The sequence below is a fragment of the Kitasatospora sp. NPDC028055 genome (assembly GCF_040637885.1).
In the GTDB taxonomy this organism is placed as follows: Bacteria; Actinomycetota; Actinomycetes; order Streptomycetales; family Streptomycetaceae; genus Kitasatospora.
This window is the reverse complement of sequence record NZ_JBEZXE010000009.1, coordinates 175998-193735: the sequence shown is the minus strand read 5'-3', so window position 1 is coordinate 193735 and position 17738 is coordinate 175998. Positions and strand designations below refer to the sequence as shown.

The following is a 17738-nucleotide window of genomic DNA, read 5'->3' as shown; positions in this document are numbered from 1 at the left end:
GCGGCGGTTCGGCGGCGGGTGGTGTGGAGTTGGGTGAGGAGGTGGAGGGTGGGGGCGAGGATGGCGAGGGTCCAGGCGTAGGCGATGTCGCCGTTTCCGAGGAAGGTGGTGTCGAGGTGGGCGATGATGCCGTTGTGGTGGTTGTTGATGGTGCCGGTGTCGCCGAGGACCCATTGTTGTAGGCCGTTCCAGGCGAGCATGCCGGCGAGGGTGACGACGAAGGCGGGGACGCCGACGCGGGCGAAGAGGAGGCCGTGGAGGGTTCCCATGGCGCAGGCGGCGGTGAGGGCGGTGGTGATGGCGAGCCATTCGGGCCAGCCCTGGTGGACGGCGAGGACGGCGGCGATGGCGGAGGTGGCGCCGGCGACGGAGCCGAGGGAGAGGTCGATCTCGCCGAGGATGAGGACGAAGACGACGCCGACGGCGATGAGGCCGGGGCCGGCGATGAAGCGGGTGATGTTGGTGAGGTTGTCGGCCTGGAGGAAGTGGTGGGTGATGCTCTGGAAGACGATGGCGATGATGATGAGTGCGATGACGACGGGTAGGGGGCCGAGGTCGCCGGTGGCCAGGCGGCGGCGGGCGGTGTCGGTGCGGGCGGCCCAGGTCGTGGCGGGTGTGTGCAGGCGCGGGTCGGTGGTGGTGGGGGCACCGGTGGTGGGGTCGCCTGCGTGAGGGTCGCCTGCGTCGGTGGTGCGCGGCTCGCCGGCGGTGGTGGGGTTGGTGGTGGGGTCGCCTGCGTTGGTGGTGCGCGGCTCGCCGGTGCGGGGGTCGGTGGCGTAGGGCTCGCCGGGGGTGGGGTCGCCGGTGGTGGTGGTGGTGGGGTTGCCGGTGGTGGGGTCGCCGGGGTGGGGGTTGGTGGCGGGGGTGGTCATGGGGTGTGCTCCTCGTCGGGGTGGCGGGTCCGGCGGCGGGCGTGGGCGTTGTCGTGGGCGCCGGTGATCGCGGCGATGATCTGTTCCTGGGTGGTGGTGGCGACGGGGAAGAGGCCGTTGTTGCGGCCTAGGCGTAGGACGGCGACGGTGTCGGCGACGGCGCGGACGTCGGCCATGTTGTGGCTGATGAGGATGACGGCGAGGCCGCGTTCGCGTAGGCGTTCGACGAGGTCGAGGACTTGGGCGGTTTGTTCGACGCCGAGGGCGGCGGTGGGTTCGTCGAGGAGGACGAGGGAGGGTTCGCCGATCAGGGCGCGGGCGATGGCGATGACTTGGCGTTGGCCGCCGGAGAGGGTGGCGACGGGGGCGTGGATGTCGGGGATGCGGATGGCGAGGGTGTGGAGGAGTTCACGGGCGTGTCGTTCCATGGCGACTTCGTCGAGGAGGGTGTGTCGGTGTTGTTCGCGGCCGAGGTGGAGGTTGGCGATGACGTCGAGGTTGTCGCACAGGGCGAGGTCTTGGTAGACGGTGGCGATGCCGAGGGCGGTGGCGTCCTGGGGGCGGGTGGGGCGGACGGGGTGGCCGTGCCAGGTGAGGGTGCCTTCGTCGGCGGGGTGGACGCCGGCGATGGTTTTGACGAGGGTGGATTTGCCGGCGCCGTTGTCGCCGACGAGGGCGAGGACTTGGCCGGGGTGGACGTCGAGGTCGACGTCGGTGAGGGCCTGGACGGCGCCGAAGCGCTTGGAGACCGCGCGTAGTTGGAGGACGGGCGCGCCTGTCACATGAACCATCCTGGGTGTCCGGGAGAGGGGGGACGGGGCAGGGGGTGCCTGGGCGGGGGTTGCCCGGGGCTGGGGGTGCTCGGGTCGGGGTTGCCTGGGGGCTGTCCGGGTGGGGGTGCTGGGGTGGGGGTTGCCCGGGTGCGGGTGCTCGGGCGGGGGTTGCCCGGGGTGGGGGTGCTCGGGCGGGGGCTGCCCGGGGTGGGGGTGCCCGGGGTGGAGGGTTGCTCGGGTGGGGCTGCCTGGACGAGGGGTGCTGGGGTGGGGCTGCCCGGGGCGGGGCTGCCCGGGAGGGGGCTGCCCGGGGGCTGGGGGTGCTCGGGTCGGGGTTGCCTGGGCGGGGGGTGCCTGGGCGGGGGTGCTCGGGTGGGAGGTGCCCCGGGGTGGGGTTGCCCGGGGCGAGGGGTGCTCGGGGGGCCGGGGTGGGGTGCTCGGGGGTTCCCGGGTGGGGGTGCCGTGGGGCTGGGGGTGCCGTGGGGCTGTCCGGGTGGGGGTGCTCGGGGTGGGGTTGTCCGGCTGGGTGGGGGTTATTTGAGGCCGGTGGTGGTGCAGGCGGTGGCGTAGTCGGGGGTGCAGATGTCGGTGGTCTTGTAGAGGCCGTCGGCGATGACGGTCTGGGCGATGTTGGTTTTGGTGACGATTTTGGCGTCGAGGAGTTTGGCGGGGATGTTCTTGTCGGTGGTGCTGTCGATGTGGCTGGTGGTCACGGTGGTGGGGTCTTTGCCTTGGAGGAGGTCGACGGCGAGTTCGGCGGCGTTGTCGGCGAGGGGTTTGTAGGCCTTGTAGATGGTGTAGGCCTGGTCGCCGTTGATGACGCGTTGGATGGCGTCGAGGCCGGCGTCCTGGCCGCCGACGGGGACGTTGATGCCGGAGCCGTGGAGTTGGGTGATGATGGCGCCGGCCATGCCGTCGTTGGCGGAGTAGACGGCTTGGAAGCCGTTCTTGCCGAGTTCGGTGACGGCGGCGGCGATTTTCTGTCCGGCGACGGTGGGGTCCCATTGTCCGGACTGCTCGTAGACGACTTTCTTGATTTTTCCGTCGAGGGCCTTGTGAGCGCCGGTCTTGAACTGGGCGGCGTTGGGGTCGGCCTCGTCGCCGTTGATCATGACGATGTTCGCGTCGGGGGCTTTGGGGCCGAGGGCGTCGAGCAGGGCCTGGCCCTGGAGTTCGCCGACCTTCTCGTTGTCGAAGGAGACGTAGGCGGAGACGGGGCCGGTGGCGAGGCGGTCGTAGGCGAGGACCTTGACGCCCTTGGCGGCGGCTTCCTGGACCCAGCCCTGGGTGGACTTGGCGTTGTAGGCGTCCAGGATGATGACTTTGACGCCCTGGGTGAGGAGGGTGTCGAACTGCTGCTTCTGTTTGGCGGCGCTGCCTTCGGCGTTGTTGTAGAGGACCTTGCAACTGGCGCACAGGGACTTGACCTTGGCTTCGATGAAGGGCCGGTCGAAGGACTCGTAGCGTACGGAGGAGGCGTTCTCGGGCAGGAGCAGGCCGATGGAGGTGGTGTCGCCGGGGGTGGTGGGGTCCTTCTTGTCGCCGCCGGCCTTGCCGCAGGCGGCGGTCATGGACAGCGCGAGCGTGAGGGCGGCGGTCGGGACGAGTAGGCGACGCAGTGCGGCGTTCATACGGGTGCCTCTCCCTGGTGGCCGCCGCGGCGGTGCGGCGGGGTGGGGGGAGTCAACCCTGACCGCGTACATGGCGTCAAGAAGTCAAACCAGCCTCCGTGCGACCGGCTGCTGTTCGTTATCTTCGTGAACGCTTCGGGTGTTGTGGGGGTGTCGGTTCGTGGGTGTGGTGGTGGTGCGGTGGCGGCCGGGGGTGGTGGCGAACTCGCGGGCGAAGGCGTGGGAGAGGGTGTGGGGGCCGGTGTGGCCGACCGTGCGGGCCACTGTCTCCAGGGGGTTCGTGCCGCGGCGTAGCAGGGCTGCGGTGCGGGTCGTCCGCCACGAGGTGCGGTGGGTCGTCGGGGCGTGGCTGGTCGGGGCGGTGGAGCGGTGGTTGAGGGTGGTGCGGGAGACGTCGGCGCGGGCGGGCAGGGTTCTTGGTGTTCCAGGCCGGTGCCGGGTCGGTGTGTACGGCGGCCGGTGCCGTGGCCACCACGGGGTCGGGCAGTGCCGCGCCCCGGCCTTCGGCGCGGGGGCGGGTGGTCCGGGCCCGTAGGAGGTGGACCGGTAGCAGGTCGACCGGGGCAGCGGCGGCCAGTTGTCCGCCGGGCTGTTCGGCGGCCGGTTCGGTGTTCAGCGGGGCGATGGCCGGGCGCGGTTGGGGGTGGTGGGGGCTGTGGGCGGGCAGGTGGACGACGGGCGGTAGTTCGCGCATCAGCGGGTGGCCGGGGTCGCGGTCGAGCCGGTAGGTGCCGCACGGCAGCTCGGCGCCGCCCCCGGCCGGGGCCGGGGCCCCGCCCTTGCCCCGGCCCGTGCCCTCGTCCTTGCCCGCGCTCTCGCCCTCGCCCCGGCCCTGGCCCTGGCCCCGGGTCCTCGCCCGCGCCCTTGTCCCGGCCAGGGCCCGCGCCGGCGCCTCGGCCCGCATCCTTGCCCCGGCCCGTACCCTCGCTCTCGCTCCGGCCCGGGGCCCCGCCCTTGTCCCGGCCCGTGCCCTCGCCCGTGCCCCGGTCGTTGCCCTCGCCCGTGTCCTTGCCCTCGCCTGTGCCAGTGCCCGTGCCCGTGCCCGGGTTGTCCTTCTGCGGGCGGGGGAGGGCTGCCAGGGCGGTGTGCAGTTCGGGCAGTGCTCTGGCCTGATTGTGTGTCAGTTCGCGGTCGGAGAGGGTGTGGGCGGTTCCGTGGGGCAGTAGTACTGCGTCCCCCTGCTCCAGGAGCAGTGGTTCGCCGTTCTCGGTCAGTAGTCGGCACGAGCGGGACAGCACCACGTGGAACCCTGCCCCCGCGTATCCCGGGATCCGCACTCCCCAGGGTCCCGTCACTCGCAGCCGCTCGTAGGAGGGGCGGCCCACCCGCACCGCGGCGGTCGCGTCACTGACCAGGTCCGTGGCCGCCCAGGATAGTGGGCGGGCCGGTTGATGAGCCGATCGGGTATCCAGGCAAGCCGATGGAGCATTGAGCCGTTCACCCCGGTCTCCGTAGCGTCGGCCCGAAGACACCAGACAGCAGACACCAGACAGCAGGCATGCAGACAGCAGGCATGCAGACAGCCGACAGCAGCAGGCTGCTGTCGGTTGGCGGCAGCAACAGGCGGTTGGCGGTTGGCGGTTGACGTATCGGGAGGGCCGGTCATGGAACGGATCGACATCGGGGACGCGCAGATCATCCGGATTGGAGTGGCAGGGGCCTTTCGCCCCGGCTGCCCGGGTCGTGCCCGGGGTCTCCGACTCGGCTTGGCGGCGCGCCGGCGCGGACCACTTGCGACCCCGTGGACGGCTTCTACCTGGGCGCGCTGTAGACCTGGGTGGTGCGTACCGGTGGGCGTGCCGTGCTGGTGGACACCGGTGTGGGTGATGGCCGTGAGCGCCCGGGGCGTGTGATGTGCCACCGTTGTAGGGGCCGTTTCCTGGAGTTGCTCGCCGAGGCCGGTGTCCGGCCCGGGGACGTCGACATCGTGGTCAACACCCATCTGCACGTCGACCATGTGGGCTGGAACATCCGTGAGCGGGAGGGGCGGTGGGTGCGGGCGTTCCCCGACGCCGTCTACCACGTGCCCGCTGACGACCTCGCGTTCTTCGACCCTGCCGTCGCCCCTCCCGCCCGTACCGGGGGCGGTGTGGATCCCGCGGTGTGGGCGCAGTGGGACCAGGTCTTCGCGGACAGTGTCGCCCCTGTGCCGGCCGCGGGACAGGGCGCGGCCTGGGGCGGCACCCGCGTCGTCGGTGCGGGCCTTGTCCTCGAACAGGCTCCCGGTCACACCGCCGGCTCGTGTGTCCTGCGTCTGGAGTCGGTGGGCGGGAGCGCCGTCTTCGTCGGGGACCTGCTGCGCTCGCCGGTCCAGCTCGCCCACCCGGCCTGCGGCAGCTGCTTCTGCCTGGATCCGGACCGGGCCGCCGCGGGCCGTCGCCGGATCCTCCAGCAGGCCGTGGAGCGGCGGGAGTTGGTCGTCCCCGCGCACTTCGCCGGCCCCGGCGCGGCCCGGGTGGAGCGCTCCGGGGCCGGCTTCGCCCCGCGCTGGGCGCGCTGGGCGCGCTGGGCGCAGGACAGTGGGGTGCCCGCCGTTCCCCCGACGCGGCGGGCACCCCGGCCCAGGGGGTGGCTGTTCGTCAGGGGCGGTCGGGAGGTGGCGGTGGGGTGCCTGCCGTTCTCCCGGTGCGGTGGGTGCCGCGGCCCGAGGGGTGGCTGTCCGTTGGGGGTGGTCGGGGATGGCGGTGGGGTGCCCGCCGTTCCCCCCGGTGCGGCGGGTGCCCCGGCCCGGGGGCGGTCGTTCCCCGGGTGCGGTGGCGCCCCCGGCCCAAGGCGGCTGCCCGTCAGGCGCGCTGAACGGACGGCGGTGGGGTGCCCGCCGTTTCCCCCGGTGCGGCGGGCACCCTGGGCCTGAGGACGGTCGTCCGTCAGGGGTGGTTGTGCGTCAGGGGCGGTCGAGGGTGATGGAGTTGATCGGGCCGAGGTCGTAGTAGACGCCGTTCTGGGCGGGGATGTCGTACACGCAGTCGGTGCCGCCGTAGCCCCGGCACAGGTGGGCGTGGGCGCCGCCGGTCTGGTTGTTCAGCACCCAGTGGTTGCCGTACTGGCCGTTGAGGTTGTGGGCGCCGTAGCTCCAGTACACGGCGCTGGGGGAGGAGGCCGGGTTCTGGTTCTGCGGGTAGAGGCACACGGCGCCGGACGGGCAGCCCGCCCAGTCGCCGGTGACGGCGGCGCCGGCGCCGCCGGTGCCCACGGCGGTCAGCGCGGCGGCCGCGATCCCGACGGCGGCCAGGGCACGGGTGATCCTTCGCATGGGGTTCTCCCTCGCTGGTGGAGCGGCCCCCGCGTCCTGGGCGGGGGCCAGTGCTCGTCAGCGTAGGAACGCGCACCGGCCGGCGGTCCCTGACATCCGACAGGGGCGTGCCGCCGGGCCGCGGGCGCCGGGAGGTGCTACGGGCCCCGGGGCGCGGCGGGCGCGGCGTGCGTGGCGGCGTGGCGGGCGCGGGGCCGGGGGCCGGGGGTGCTGCTGTGTTCTTCGTCGGGTGCGTGGGGCGGCCGCGGTCCGGGTTCGGTCCTCTTCGTGGGGCATGGGGGTGCCTGGTGGTGTCGGTGTCGGTGGGCGGGGTGCGGGGGCGGGTTGCGGGGGCGGGTTCGGCGGCGAACGCCTCGTCGTACAGGTGCTGGAAGGCCTGCTGCCGGCCGGGCTCCGGCGGCACGCTCGCGTGCGCCTCCAACTCGGCTGTCGTGGAGGCGTGGCCGCGGCCGGGCGCTGCGCTCCACGGTCCGCGTCCCGGGCGGCGGCCGGCCGCCGCCGGGGGGCTCGCTGTCCGGCCGGGGCCGTCGTCGCGGTCGAGGACCGCCGGCTGTCGGCGGGGCGGGGGACGGCTGTTTCTTCCGGCTTGTTGGGGCCCCGCCGTTGCGGATTCCGCCGGCCCCACGTCTGCCCTTGGCGGGTGGCGCGGTGAGGCACCTTTCAAGGGTTCCGGACTCAACTGGCCCCGCCCCTGGATCGGGTGACACCGGGCAAGCACCGCCGGTCCCCGCCGTCGGGGCTCTGCCGGTGCCGAAGGGACGCCCCGCGGCAGGCCTGGTCCGCGAAGGCGTCGCGGCGGACTTGGACGGGGCTGCTGGGGTGCGTGCGCAGTCGTGATCACGGGACGGGGCGCAGGCAGCGGCGGGAATGTTCTGCCGGGCCGCCTCGTTGTCCCGGGCCCGTCCACGCCGCTACCCCTGGAGCATCGTGCCCGCAACCACGTCCGCCATCACCGCCGTTCTCCCCGCACTCCCGGCCCTGAGCGCGCAGGCCGAGCGACTGATCGAGCTGGGGGTGCACGAGAGCGCCGGGCTGTCCGCCACCGAGCTCCGTACCTTCGCCGCGGCCGCCGATGCCCCTGCGGGCGGTCACAGCGCCCTACTTGCCGTCCACCCGGACCTAGCCCCTGCCTCCGCCCTCGCGCCGCTGCTGCGCCGCGACGGCAAGGCGGGCTTCGTCGTCACCGACATGCCCGACGTCGACCTGTTCACCCCGCTCGACACGCTCGCGCTGCCCGACGCCCCGCTCTACCTCCTCACCGGCCTCAACCGCGGCGACCAGATGGCCAATTGGAGCCCCAACGAGGCGCTGCCCGCCCTCACGGCAAAGGCCCGCACCCCCTTGCTGCTCACCGAGGGCATCCACTGGGTGATGCAGCAACCCGCCGTCCTGGAACGCAACCACTGCTTCATGACCATCGGCTCCCGGCTGCGCAAGCCCAACGGCGCACTTGACGCCCGCACCCCGGCACTCTGGATCAGCAACGGCACCGGGCGCGATGGCCGCGAGCGCCGCAACGCCCCCAAGGTCGGCTGGTGCTGGGCGGGCAACCGGCACACCTGGCTGGGCTTCGCCTCCGCCACGGGCCGCCGGGTCCAGGGCCCGTGAACAGTCGTGGTCATGTGGCGGGGTTCAGGCTGCGGAGCCGGATGATCGAGCCGCGCAGCTGAAACCCCGCCGGCAGCTGCGCCGGGACGACTCGGGCGGTGTGGGCGGGTGGCGTGTGCGGCCGGGCGGCCGGGCGGAGCAACCGCGCCGGCGGTCGAAGCGCCGGGACCGCCAGGCGGGGCCACGCGGACCCGGAGCTTCGGTGGGGCCGGCGGAATCCGCAATGGTGGGGCCGCAACAGGTCGGTACGGACCGTACGGCCGGCGCCCCGGCGCCCCGGGGCGCCGGTGATCACGGGGGCGGGTCAGGGGGCGGTCGGGGGCGGGTGGGCGGGCAGGACGGCGACGGCCTTCTCGGGGGTGGCGGTCTCGGCCGGCGGGCGTTCGTGGCCCGGGGCGTGGACCCGGTAGGGCGGGCCGGAGCAGACGATGGACGGGATGTCGCCGGCCCCGACGCGCGGCGGCGCCTCGTGCAGCAGGTACGGGGTCCCGTCGGAGGGCCAGGGGTAGGGGCCGCGCAGCCGGGGTCGGGCGTACGCGGCCCCGACGACCAGGGCATCGCCCCGGCGGGCGCCGGTGCCCGCCGGCAGGAGGCGCCGGGCGGTGGGGATGTCGCGGCTCTCACGCACGACGGGCGGTCAAGGGCGCCCGCCCCGGCCCGGGGCGGGCCGGTGCGGGGCGGGCCGGTGGGCTCACGGCCGCTCTCACCGTTCCTCGGTGAGGGTGTCCGGGTGCCCGGCCAGGCGCTCCAGCAGGGTCATCAGGGTGGTGAGCTCCTGCGGTGTCAGACAGGCCGTCAACCGCTCGCGCAGCCCGGCGGCCTGCGCGGCGGCGCGCCGGTTGGCGGCGCGGCCCCGCTCGGTCAGGGCGGCGGAGCCGTCCGGGTCCAGGACGACCCAGCCGCGGGCGGCGAGCCCCTCCAGGTGCGGGCGCACGCTCGCCTCCTCGGGGCGCAGGAAGGGCGCCAGTGCCGCGTCGAGCGCGGCGGTGTCCGCCGGCCCGCGGGAGAGGGTGTCGAGCACCTGCCAGTCGCGCCGGCTCAGCGCGTCGGCGGCGAACAGGCGCGCCATGGACTGCTCGAGGGCGTCGTCGACGTGGCGCAGCCAGTACCCGAGCGGGCGCTGCCCGCGCCCGTCGGGCCGGCCGGCGGCGGCGGGCGCGGTGACGGGCGTGGCGGCGGGCGTGGCGGCGGGTGTGGTGGTTGCGGGCATAACAGGTCCCCCCTGATGCATGTCCTTTGACAAAAGTTGTAACCTAGCATGCATGTCTGAGCGGGAGAGGAAGCACCAGGAACTCGGGCCGGACACCGCCGAGAACGTGTCCGCCGCCGAGGACCCGAACGCCGCCGAGGATGCGAACGCCGCCGAGGACACGTCGGCTGCCGCCGTCGAACGGGCCATGGTCGCCATCCGCCACAGCCAGACCCGCCGTTCGCTGGGCCGCATCGCCCGGCCCGAGGACGCCGGCGCGATCGACCCCACCCTGTTCGGCGTCCTGGACGCCGTCGAGGCCCACCCCGGCCGGTGTGCCGTCACCGACGTCGCCACCGCTCTCGGTGTCGACCAGCCCCGGGCCAGCCGCCTGGTGCTGCGCGCTGTCGGGCAGGGCTGGCTGGAACGCGGCAGCGACCCGCGCGACGCCCGCCGCACCCTGCTCGCCCTCACCCCCGCCGGGCGCGCCCAGGTGGAGGCCGCCCACCGGATGCGCCGCGTGGTCTTCGCGCAGGCGATGGCCGGCTGGAGCGAGAGCGACCGCACCGCGTTCGCCCGTCTGATCACCGCCTTCGTCGCGGACTTCGCCCGCACCGTCGCCGACCGGCGCTGAACCGGTGAGCCGGTGAGCCGGGGGCCCGATCGCCCGGCCCCTGATCGCCCGGCCCCGGCTGCCCGGCCCCGGCTGCCCGTCCTCAGCGGTCCCGTCCTCAGCGGTCCTGTCCTCAGCGGTCCCGTCCTCAGCGGTCCCGTCCTCAGCGGTCCCGGCTCAGCAGTACCGGCAGTGACCGGTGCCCGTTGGAGATCAGCGAGTCCACCGGTTCCAGCTGCGCCCCCGGCAGCAGTGCCAGCCGGGGGAAGCGTCCGAACAGTGCCCGCAGCGCGGTGCGCGCCTCCAGGCGGGCCAGTGGCGCGCCCAGGCAGAAGTGCGGGCCGTGTCCGAAGGCCAGGTGGTCCTTCACCGGCCGCGTCACGTCGAACACCGCCCCGTCGGTGCCGTAGCGCGCGGGGTGGCGCCCGGCGGCCGCGTAGGCGGCCAGGATCGCCTCGCCCCGGCGGATCGTCACCCCGCCGGGCAGCGCGATGTCCTCGACGGCGTAGCGCAGCGGCAGGTGCGCCACCGGGGCGTCGCGGCGCAGCGACTCCTCGACCACGTCCTCCCAGCCGGCCTTGCCCGCGCGTACCAGGTCCAGCTGGCCGGGGTGGGTGAGCAGCAGCGTGATGGCGTTGTCGATGAGGTTGACGGTGGTCTCGTAGCCGGCCGAGACGATCAGCAGCAGGGTGTCGCGCAGTTCCTCCTCGCTGAGCGCGCCGCCGTCGCCCTCGGTGTCGCGTACGGCGATCAGGGCCGAGGTCAGGTCCTCGCCCGGCCGGGCCCGTTTGGCGGCGATCAGCTGGTCGAGCATGCCGTAGAACGCGGTGGCGTTGGCCGCGGCCTCGTGCGGGGTGAGGGTGGTGTCGAAGACCAGGTCGACGTGGTGGCGGAAGCGATCGCGCAGGGTGTCGGGCAGGCCGAGCAGGTGGGCGATGACCCGGATCGGCAGCGGGTGGGCCAGGCGCTCGCGCAGGTCCACCGCGGTGCCCGCCGGGGTGGCGGCGACGGCGTCCAGCAGCTCGTCGGTCAACTCCTCGATGCGGGGGGCGAGTTCGGTGACCCGGCGGGTGCTGAACGCGGCGCCGGCCAGCCGGCGCAGCCGGCGGTGGTCGGCGCCGTGCGCGGTGAACATGTTGCGGGCGCTCACCCACAGGGCCAGCGGCCAGTCGGGTACCAGGCGTTCGAAGTCCGGCCAGTGCAGCAGGGGGTCCTTGGACACCCGGGGGTCCTTGAGCAGGTCCTCCAGCAGCAGCGGGTCGGCGACCGACCAGGCCGGCACGCCGAGGATGTCCACCGGGATGGCGCTCCCGCGCGCGCACAGCTGCTCGCTCTCGGCGTCGCGGGAGCGCCCGGTGGGGTCCAGGACAAGGCGGTGCCCCACCGGGCAGCCGGCCGGCCGGTTCGACTCGTCGTCCACGACGGCTCCTTCACGCGGGTTCGAGGGCTCGTACAGGCCCGCGCAGCCCCGTGCGGGTTCGTGCGGCGCGCGCTGTACGGGCCGTACGGCTGTGCGGGCCGTGCGCGCTGTACGGGCTGTGCGGTGTGTGTCCGCCACCGAGGATGGCCCGCCCGCGCGCCGCCGTCGAGACCGCCTACCCCCGCCGGCCGGCCACACCCGACGCGCCGTCAGGCGCCCGCCCGCCGGCCCGCGAAAGGACGCCCCGGGCCGGCGGGTGGCTGCGGAAAACCACAGCAGGACCGGGCGGAGGACCGCATGGTGCCCGCCGGCGCCGCTGCCTAGCGTGAACCGCATGATCACCACCCCGCTCCTGGCCACCGTCACCACCGTCACCACCGCCACCGCCCTCGCCCCCACCGCCCTCGCCACCGCCCCCGCCGCTCTCACCGCGCTCGCCTCCGCCGTCCCGGCCCCCGCCGCCGAACCCGCCGGCGGCATCGCCGGATGGGCCGCCGACGTCATGGACGCCCTCGGAGCCGCCGGCGCCGGCCTGACCAACCTCGTCGACACCGTCCTGCCGTTCATCCCCAGCGAGATCGTCCTGCCGCTGGCCGGATTCGCCGCCGGCCAGGGCCGGTTGAGCCTGCCCGCCGTCATCGCCTGGACCACCGCCGGCTCCGTCGCCGGCTCCTGGATCGTCTACGCCGCCGGCGCCCTCCTGGGCCGCGAGCGCACCCGCGCCCTGGCCACCCGCATCCCCCTCGTGCGCCCGCACGAGATCGACCGCGCCGAGGCCTGGTTCGCCCGCCACGGCCGCAAAGCCGTCCTCCTCGCCCGCATGGTCCCCGTCCTGCGCAGCCTCATCTCCCTGCCCGCCGGCATCCAGCGCATGCCCTTCGCGGCCTTCACCGCCCTGACCGCCCTCGGCAGCCTGATCTGGAACACCGCCTTCGTCCTGCTGGGATACTGGCTCGGCGACAACTGGCCACTGGTGGAGGAGTACGGGGGATGGGTCTCCAAGGCACTCGTGGCGGGCACGCTCCTGGCCGCCGCCCGCTGGTTCACCGTGCGCCTGCGCCGCCGCCCCCGCCCGCGTCCCCGCCCGCGTCCCCGCGCCCGCGCCCGCGCCCGGCACCGGGTGTGAGGCACGCCGCGGCGGCCGCCGCCGGCCTCGCCCTCGGCACCCTCACCGCACTCGCCGCACCCGCCGCCCTGGCCGCCGCCGCCCTCACCCGCACCCCCCGGCTCCCGCTGCGCCTGGCCCACCTGGAACGGCGCAGGGTCACCGCCCTGCTCGGCGCGCAAGCACCCGAGGCCGCCGGCGCGCAAGCACCCGAGGCCGCCGGCGCGCAAGCGCCCGAGGCCGCCGAGGAGATCGACCCGCGCCGCGCCACCGCCTACCTGTGGTGCCGCATCCCCGTCGGCCTGCTCGGCGGCGGCGCCCTGCTCCTCCTGGCGGCCGGCGCCTGGACCGCCGCCACCGGCCTGTCCGCCTGGCTGACCGGCCACGACGCCGACGGCATCGCCCCCAGCTGGCCCGTCGCCGGCTACCTCCTCACCACCGCCACCCTGCTGCTCTTCCTCGACCTGGCCGGCCTGGCCGCCGTCGCCGACCTCGAACGACGCCTGCTCCACCGCCACCTGGGCCCCGACGAACTCACCCTGATGCGCCGACGGATCGACGAACTCGCCGCCTCCCGCTCCGGCATCCTCGAAGCCGTCGACGCCGAACGCCGCCGCATCGAACGCGACCTGCACGACGGACTGCAACAACGCCTGATCGTGGTCGCCATGCTCCTGGGCCGCGCCCGCCGCCGCAACAGCGAGGACCTCTTCCACCAGGCCCAGACCGAGACCGAACACGCCCTGGAGGAACTGCGCCAGGTCGCCTGGCGCGCCTACCCCACCTCCCTGGACCAACTCGGCCTGCGCGAAGCCCTCGCCGTCGACGCCGAACGCTCACCCGTGCCCGTCACCATCCACGGCGACCTCACCCACCGCCCCACCCCCGCCGTCGAGACCGCCGCCTACTTCGCCGTACGCGAAGCCCTCACCAACGCCGCCAAACACGCCCAAGCCACCCGCATCGACGTGACGATCCACCAGGAACCCGGCACCGTACGGGTATCCGTCCACGACGACGGCCACGGCGGCGCCGACCCCGCCGGCGCCGGCCTGACCGGCCTGGCCCGCCGCATCAGCGCACTCGACGGCCACCTCACCGTCCACAGCCCGCCCGGCGGGCCCACCCACCTCACCGCGGAGCTGCCGTGCGCCTGATCATCGCCGAGGACTCCGCCCTGCTGCGCGCCGGCCTGGCCCGCCTGCTCGCCGACGAAGGACACCACGTCATCGCCGAGGTCGGCGACGCCGACGCCCTGCTGGCCGCCGTCACCGCCGACCCCCCGGACGTCACCGTCGTCGACGTCCGCATGCCCCCCACCCACACCGACGAGGGCCTGCGCGCCGCCCTGCACCTGCGCGAGCACCACCCCCACGTCGGCGTCCTCGTCCTGTCCCAGTACGTCGAACAGCGCTACGCCGCCCAGCTGCTGGCCGCCGACACCCGGGGCGTGGGCTACCTCCTCAAGGACCGCGTCGCCCACGTCGAGGAGTTCCTCACCGCCCTCGAACAGGTCCGCGCCGGCGCCACCGTCCTCGACCCCGAGGTGGTACGCCGCCTGCTCGCCCGCACCCGCCGCACCGACGACCTCGAGCGCCTCACCGACCGCGAACGCACCGTCCTCACCCTGATGGCCCAGGGCCGCACCAACACGGCCATCGCCCAGCAACTCTTCATCTCCAGGAGCGCGGTGGAGAAACACGCCAACGCCGTCTTCGACAAACTGCGCCTGCCCCGCGACGACGCCACCAACCGCCGCGTCCTGGCCGCCCTGCGCTTCCTCAACAGCTGACCCCCGACCGGCCCCGACCGGCCCCGACCCCCGACCGACCCCGGGGGAGCGGGCCCGGGACGACCGCGCGAACCCGCTTGACCTCAAGCCGACTCGAGCTCCTACGGTGATCACGTCCCGAAGACCCGACCCACCCGAAAAAAGGGGGCGCACCGCCGTGACGCTCAAGGAGTACCCGCACGAAGTCCTGGCCGCCCAGCCCATCGGCGCCTGGAGCGCCGAGGTGTTCCACCGGGTGGTGGGCGCCCTGCGCGAGCAACTCGCCGTCGAGGACCTCACCCAGCCGCACTGGTGGACACTCAACCACGCCGCCGGCGCCCCCGGCCGCTGGAACCGCACCACCCTGACCCAGCGGCTGGCCCGCTACGACGACCTCGGCACCGACTTCGACACCGTCTTCGACGACCTCACCGCCCGCGGCTGGCTCCTGGAGGACACGGCCACCGGCGCCATGTCCCTCACCCCCGACGGCGAGGCCGCCCGCCTGCGCGCCCGCGACCGCAACCACCGCGTCCACCTCCAGGCCCACCAGGGCGTCGACGAGGCCGACTTCGTCACCACGATCAACGTGCTGCGCCGCATCACCGCCAACATGGGCGGCGACGGCAACCTCCCCGACTGACCGAACCGGCCCGCCCGAGGGCCCGGCCCGCCCGTACAGGAGGTCGACGGGGGTGACCTCCTGTACCGGCCGACCGGGCCCGCGACCGTCCGGGCCCGCGCCCGCCCGCCGCCAGTCCGGCGGCCGCCGCCCGGCGTCCGCCGCCCGCCGCCCGGCGACCGCCGAATGCCGAACGCCCGCACGGGCGGGGAACGCCCGTCGGGCCCCGCCGCCCCCCGCAGGGCGGACGCAGGCCCGCGCGCGGGCCCGGACCCGGCGGCCACCGCCGCGCCGTGCGCCGGGGGTGCTCCCCCGTGCGCTCTTCCGCAGCCGCCGCCGGGTCCACCACGCTGGGCCCGGACCGTCCACGGGGGCGCCGACGGTCCCCACCCGGGCCGTCAGGCCCCGAACCGGTCGGGAGAGCGGAAGGCGTATGCCCCAGGACGTCGAGTTCACGGTGCCCCTCGAGAGCCGGGTCAGCCCCGACCTGCCCCGGGCCCGCCGCCACCACCTGGCCTGGGTACGGGAATCGGGCCTGCTGCGCGACGAGGAGGCGCTGCGCCGCTACGAGTGCCTGCGGGTGGCCGACAGCGCCGCGTACGGCTTCCCGTACGCCGCCGGCGCCGACCTCGACCTCTGCTTCGACCTGCTCGGCTGGCTCTTCCTCCTCGACGACCACCTCGACCACCACACCGACGCCCGGCCCGGCGCCCGCGGCGACAACCACCCCGCCGCCCGGCCCGCCGCCCGCCCCCGCGCCAGCGCCGCCGCCCGCACCGAGGACGCCGTCGCCCTGTGCCAGCAGCTGGTGGACCACCTGCGCTACGGGACGCGCCCGGGCGCCGGGGCCGCCCCCGTCGTGGCCGCCTTCGCCGACTGCTGGCAGCGGATGAGCCACGGCATGTCCCAGGAGTGGCGCCGGCGCACCGCCCACGACTGGGTCGACTACCTGGCCGGCTGGCCCACCAAGATCGCCGACCGGATCCCCGGCGCCCTGCCCGACCCCGCCGCCCACCTGCGCGCCCGCCGCCGCACGATCGGCCTGCGCCCGCTGCTCGCCCTCGCCGAGCGCACCGGCCACTACGAGGTCCCGCTGCCCGCCTGGTGCTCCAGCCACCTGGAGGGCATGCGGATCGCCGCCTGCGACGCGATCATCGCCATGAACGAGGTCCACGCCCTGGAACGCGACGAGGCGAGCGGGCGCCCCAACCTCGTCCTGAGCCTGATGCACCACCAGGGCCGCGCCCGCCCCGAGGCCCTGCGCGAGGTCGGCGACACCGCCCGCCGCTCCGTCGAGACCTTCCTCCAACTGCACGCCTGCCTCCCGCAGTTGGAACGCGACCTCGGCGGCCGCGTACCCGAACTGGCCCGCTACGCCGACGCCCACGCCGCCTGGATCCGCGGCTACCACGACTGGGGGCGCACCGCCCCCTGCTACGAGGACGTGCGGCGTCCGGGCTGAGGTACCGCGGGGTTGTGGGCGGCCCCTATCATGGGCGCGCTCCGCTTGATGATCACCGCTCCTGGGGGACTGCTGATGACCGGTACCGTCGTCGTGCACGCCGAATCACCGGTGTTCGGCCTGACGAGGCACACCTTCGGCGTGGTGGTCGACGGGGTGCGGGTCGGCACGGTCAGACAGGGCGACACCGCCCGCTTCCCGGTGCCCGCCGGAACCCACGCCGTGCGGCTGGCCACCGGGGACCTCACCCGCTCCAACACGGTGAGCGTGCAGGTCGGCGAGGACCGGGAGTTCCTGGTCGCGGGCCGGGGCACCGGCCTGGGATTCGCCGTCCTGGTGCCGGCGCTGGCCCCGTTCGCGATGGTCCCCTGGACCTACGTGGTCGCGGTCATGGCGCTGACGGCCGCGGTGCTGTGGGCCGTCCCCGGACTGCTGTTCCGGGTACGGGCGGTGGGCGACTCCTTCCTCCCGTCCGGACCGGGCGACGAGCACACCGGACCCGCCGGGAGCGACGGGAGCGCCGGGAGCGCCGAGGAGGAGGGCGCCGGCGCCGGCCTGTGGTGGGAGTCGGACCCGGCCCTGGCCAAGCGCTTCCGCAAGTCCGCCGGCTCCTGAACCCACCCCGACCAGCGGCCCCCGACCCCGCAGCCCCCGGCCCCCGCGGCCCGGTTCCGCGTCCGGGCCTGGCGGGGACGGCACAACGCGATATACCGTATCGCGATATAGCGTAAGTTGCTGCCGAGCTCAGGACGGGAACCGCAACCATGCCTGGAGAGACCTCGCCGGCCCCGCGGCCCGCCGCCGCCCCGCCCGCCGCCGCCGTGCCCGCGCTGCGCGCCTCGCACGCCGACCGGGACCGCGTGGTCGCCGTCCTGGGCGCGGCCGCGGGGGAGGGCCGGCTGAGCGCCGAGGAGCTGGACGAGCGGGTGGAGGCCGCGCTGTCGGCCCGTACCGTCGCCGAACTGGCCGAGCTGACCGCCGACCTGCCGCCGGTGTCGGTCTCGGCCACCGGGGCGGTGGCGCAGGTCCGGGACGTCCTGCGGATCGAGCAGCACTTCACCAGGACCGAGCGGGTGGGCGCTTGGGTGCTGCCGCGCCGCCTGGAGGTCGCCGCGCAGTGGTGCCACGTGAAGCTGGACTTCACCCAGGCGGTGCTCACCCACGACACCCTGGAGATCGACCTCGACATGCAGGGCGGCACCCTGACGCTGGTCGTCGGCCCGGGCGTCGTGGTCGACCCCTACGCCCTGGCCCTGGAGTTCTGCAAGGTGAAGGGCCACCAGGACCCGGACCCGCACGCCCCGGTCAGGCTGCGGATCGAGCTGATCGGGAGGAAGAGCTTCGGCCGGGTCGTCGTGCGCCGCTCCCGCCGCCGGCGGGGCCGACGCGAGGCGCCGGCGGCCGGCGACTGACCCGGCG

The 17738-nt window shown here is 74.8% G+C and carries 17 protein-coding genes and 3 pseudogenes; 10 read left to right on the top strand and 10 right to left on the bottom strand.

Translation table 11 applies throughout. The features are described from left to right. The 6 genes and pseudogenes from AB0F71_RS13740 to AB0F71_RS13715 form a co-directional block, all read right to left on the bottom strand. A pseudogene (locus tag AB0F71_RS13740) lies at positions 1 to 872 on the bottom strand (sugar ABC transporter permease); the annotation flags it as partial. After that, complete coding sequence (locus tag AB0F71_RS13735; protein WP_360232370.1) at positions 869 to 1663, bottom strand: ATP-binding cassette domain-containing protein; 795 nt, start codon at positions 1661 to 1663, stop codon at positions 869 to 871. The pseudogene AB0F71_RS13740 and the gene AB0F71_RS13735, both read right to left, overlap by 4 nt. A gap of 515 nt (positions 1664 to 2178) precedes the next feature. Continuing rightward, positions 2179 to 3276, bottom strand: a complete 1098-nt coding sequence (locus tag AB0F71_RS13730) for a substrate-binding domain-containing protein (RefSeq protein ID WP_360232367.1) — start codon at positions 3274 to 3276, stop codon at positions 2179 to 2181. A gap of 84 nt (positions 3277 to 3360) precedes the next feature. Next, entirely contained in the window at positions 3361 to 3687 is a 327-nt protein-coding gene (locus AB0F71_RS13725; RefSeq protein ID WP_360232392.1) for a helix-turn-helix domain-containing protein, read from the bottom strand. A 127-nt stretch (positions 3688 to 3814) separates the two neighbouring features. Beyond that, positions 3815 to 4390 (bottom strand): annotated as a pseudogene (locus AB0F71_RS13720) (cupin domain-containing protein); the annotation flags it as partial. A gap of 148 nt (positions 4391 to 4538) precedes the next feature. Beyond that, positions 4539 to 4748 (bottom strand): annotated as a pseudogene (locus tag AB0F71_RS13715) (hypothetical protein); the annotation flags it as partial. A gap of 305 nt (positions 4749 to 5053) precedes the next feature. Between AB0F71_RS13715 and AB0F71_RS13710 the strand changes: the two are divergent. Beyond that, the gene (locus tag AB0F71_RS13710; protein ID WP_360232364.1) at positions 5054 to 6130 is read left to right on the top strand and encodes an MBL fold metallo-hydrolase; all 1077 of its coding nucleotides are present in this window, start codon (positions 5054 to 5056) and stop codon (positions 6128 to 6130) included. A 30-nt stretch (positions 6131 to 6160) separates the two neighbouring features. On the opposite strand, the gene AB0F71_RS13705 is transcribed toward AB0F71_RS13710, so the two are convergent. After that, positions 6161 to 6529, bottom strand: a complete 369-nt coding sequence (locus AB0F71_RS13705) for a hypothetical protein (RefSeq protein ID WP_360232361.1) — start codon at positions 6527 to 6529, stop codon at positions 6161 to 6163. A gap of 927 nt (positions 6530 to 7456) precedes the next feature. On the opposite strand from AB0F71_RS13705, the gene AB0F71_RS13700 reads away from it, so the two are divergent. Continuing rightward, entirely contained in the window at positions 7457 to 8137 is a 681-nt protein-coding gene (locus AB0F71_RS13700; RefSeq protein WP_360232358.1) for a DUF5701 family protein, read from the top strand. Positions 8138 to 8441: 304 nt separating this feature from the next. Here AB0F71_RS13700 and AB0F71_RS13695 read toward each other — a convergent pair whose 3' ends face one another. Both AB0F71_RS13695 and AB0F71_RS13690 read right to left on the bottom strand, forming a co-directional pair. Then, the gene (locus AB0F71_RS13695) at positions 8442 to 8765 is read right to left on the bottom strand and encodes a DUF6193 family natural product biosynthesis protein (RefSeq protein WP_360232355.1); all 324 of its coding nucleotides are present in this window, start codon (positions 8763 to 8765) and stop codon (positions 8442 to 8444) included. Positions 8766 to 8840: 75 nt separating this feature from the next. Continuing rightward, positions 8841 to 9347 carry a hypothetical protein gene (locus tag AB0F71_RS13690; RefSeq protein ID WP_360232352.1) on the bottom strand — a complete coding sequence of 169 codons (507 nt, stop codon included), beginning with the start codon at positions 9345 to 9347 and terminating at the stop codon, positions 8841 to 8843. Positions 9348 to 9399: 52 nt separating this feature from the next. Between AB0F71_RS13690 and AB0F71_RS13685 the strand changes: the two genes are divergently transcribed. Beyond that, on the top strand, positions 9400 to 9960 hold the full coding sequence (locus AB0F71_RS13685) for a MarR family transcriptional regulator (protein WP_360232349.1): 561 nt from the start codon (positions 9400 to 9402) through the stop codon (positions 9958 to 9960). A 142-nt stretch (positions 9961 to 10102) separates the two neighbouring features. Here the strand turns inward: AB0F71_RS13685 and AB0F71_RS13680 are convergent, their stop codons facing one another. Beyond that, positions 10103 to 11359, bottom strand: a complete 1257-nt coding sequence (locus AB0F71_RS13680; protein WP_360232347.1) for a cytochrome P450 — start codon at positions 11357 to 11359, stop codon at positions 10103 to 10105. Positions 11360 to 11693: 334 nt separating this feature from the next. Here AB0F71_RS13680 and AB0F71_RS13675 point away from each other — a divergent pair, with 334 nt between their 5' ends. The 7 genes from AB0F71_RS13675 to AB0F71_RS13645 all read left to right on the top strand — a co-directional run bounded on the left by AB0F71_RS13675 (position 11694) and on the right by AB0F71_RS13645 (position 17731). After that, positions 11694 to 12485 carry a DedA family protein gene (locus AB0F71_RS13675; protein ID WP_360232345.1) on the top strand — a complete coding sequence of 264 codons (792 nt, stop codon included), beginning with the start codon at positions 11694 to 11696 and terminating at the stop codon, positions 12483 to 12485. Beyond that, entirely contained in the window at positions 12482 to 13621 is a 1140-nt protein-coding gene (locus AB0F71_RS13670; protein WP_360232343.1) for an ATP-binding protein, read from the top strand. Before AB0F71_RS13675 ends, AB0F71_RS13670 begins: the two co-directional genes overlap by 4 nt. Beyond that, positions 13612 to 14256 (top strand): response regulator transcription factor, encoded by a 645-nt coding sequence (locus tag AB0F71_RS13665; protein ID WP_360232340.1) that lies wholly within the window; start codon positions 13612 to 13614, stop codon positions 14254 to 14256. Before AB0F71_RS13670 ends, AB0F71_RS13665 begins: the two co-directional genes overlap by 10 nt. A gap of 157 nt (positions 14257 to 14413) precedes the next feature. After that, on the top strand, positions 14414 to 14878 hold the full coding sequence (locus tag AB0F71_RS13660) for a MarR family transcriptional regulator (RefSeq protein WP_360232338.1): 465 nt from the start codon (positions 14414 to 14416) through the stop codon (positions 14876 to 14878). Positions 14879 to 15290: 412 nt separating this feature from the next. After that, complete coding sequence (locus AB0F71_RS13655; protein ID WP_360232335.1) at positions 15291 to 16319, top strand: pentalenene synthase; 1029 nt, start codon at positions 15291 to 15293, stop codon at positions 16317 to 16319. A gap of 75 nt (positions 16320 to 16394) precedes the next feature. Beyond that, entirely contained in the window at positions 16395 to 16934 is a 540-nt protein-coding gene (locus tag AB0F71_RS13650) for a hypothetical protein (protein ID WP_360232332.1), read from the top strand. 149 nt (positions 16935 to 17083) lie between these two features. Beyond that, complete coding sequence (locus AB0F71_RS13645; RefSeq protein WP_360232329.1) at positions 17084 to 17731, top strand: DUF1707 domain-containing protein; 648 nt, start codon at positions 17084 to 17086, stop codon at positions 17729 to 17731. Positions 17732 to 17738 lie beyond the last annotated feature (7 nt).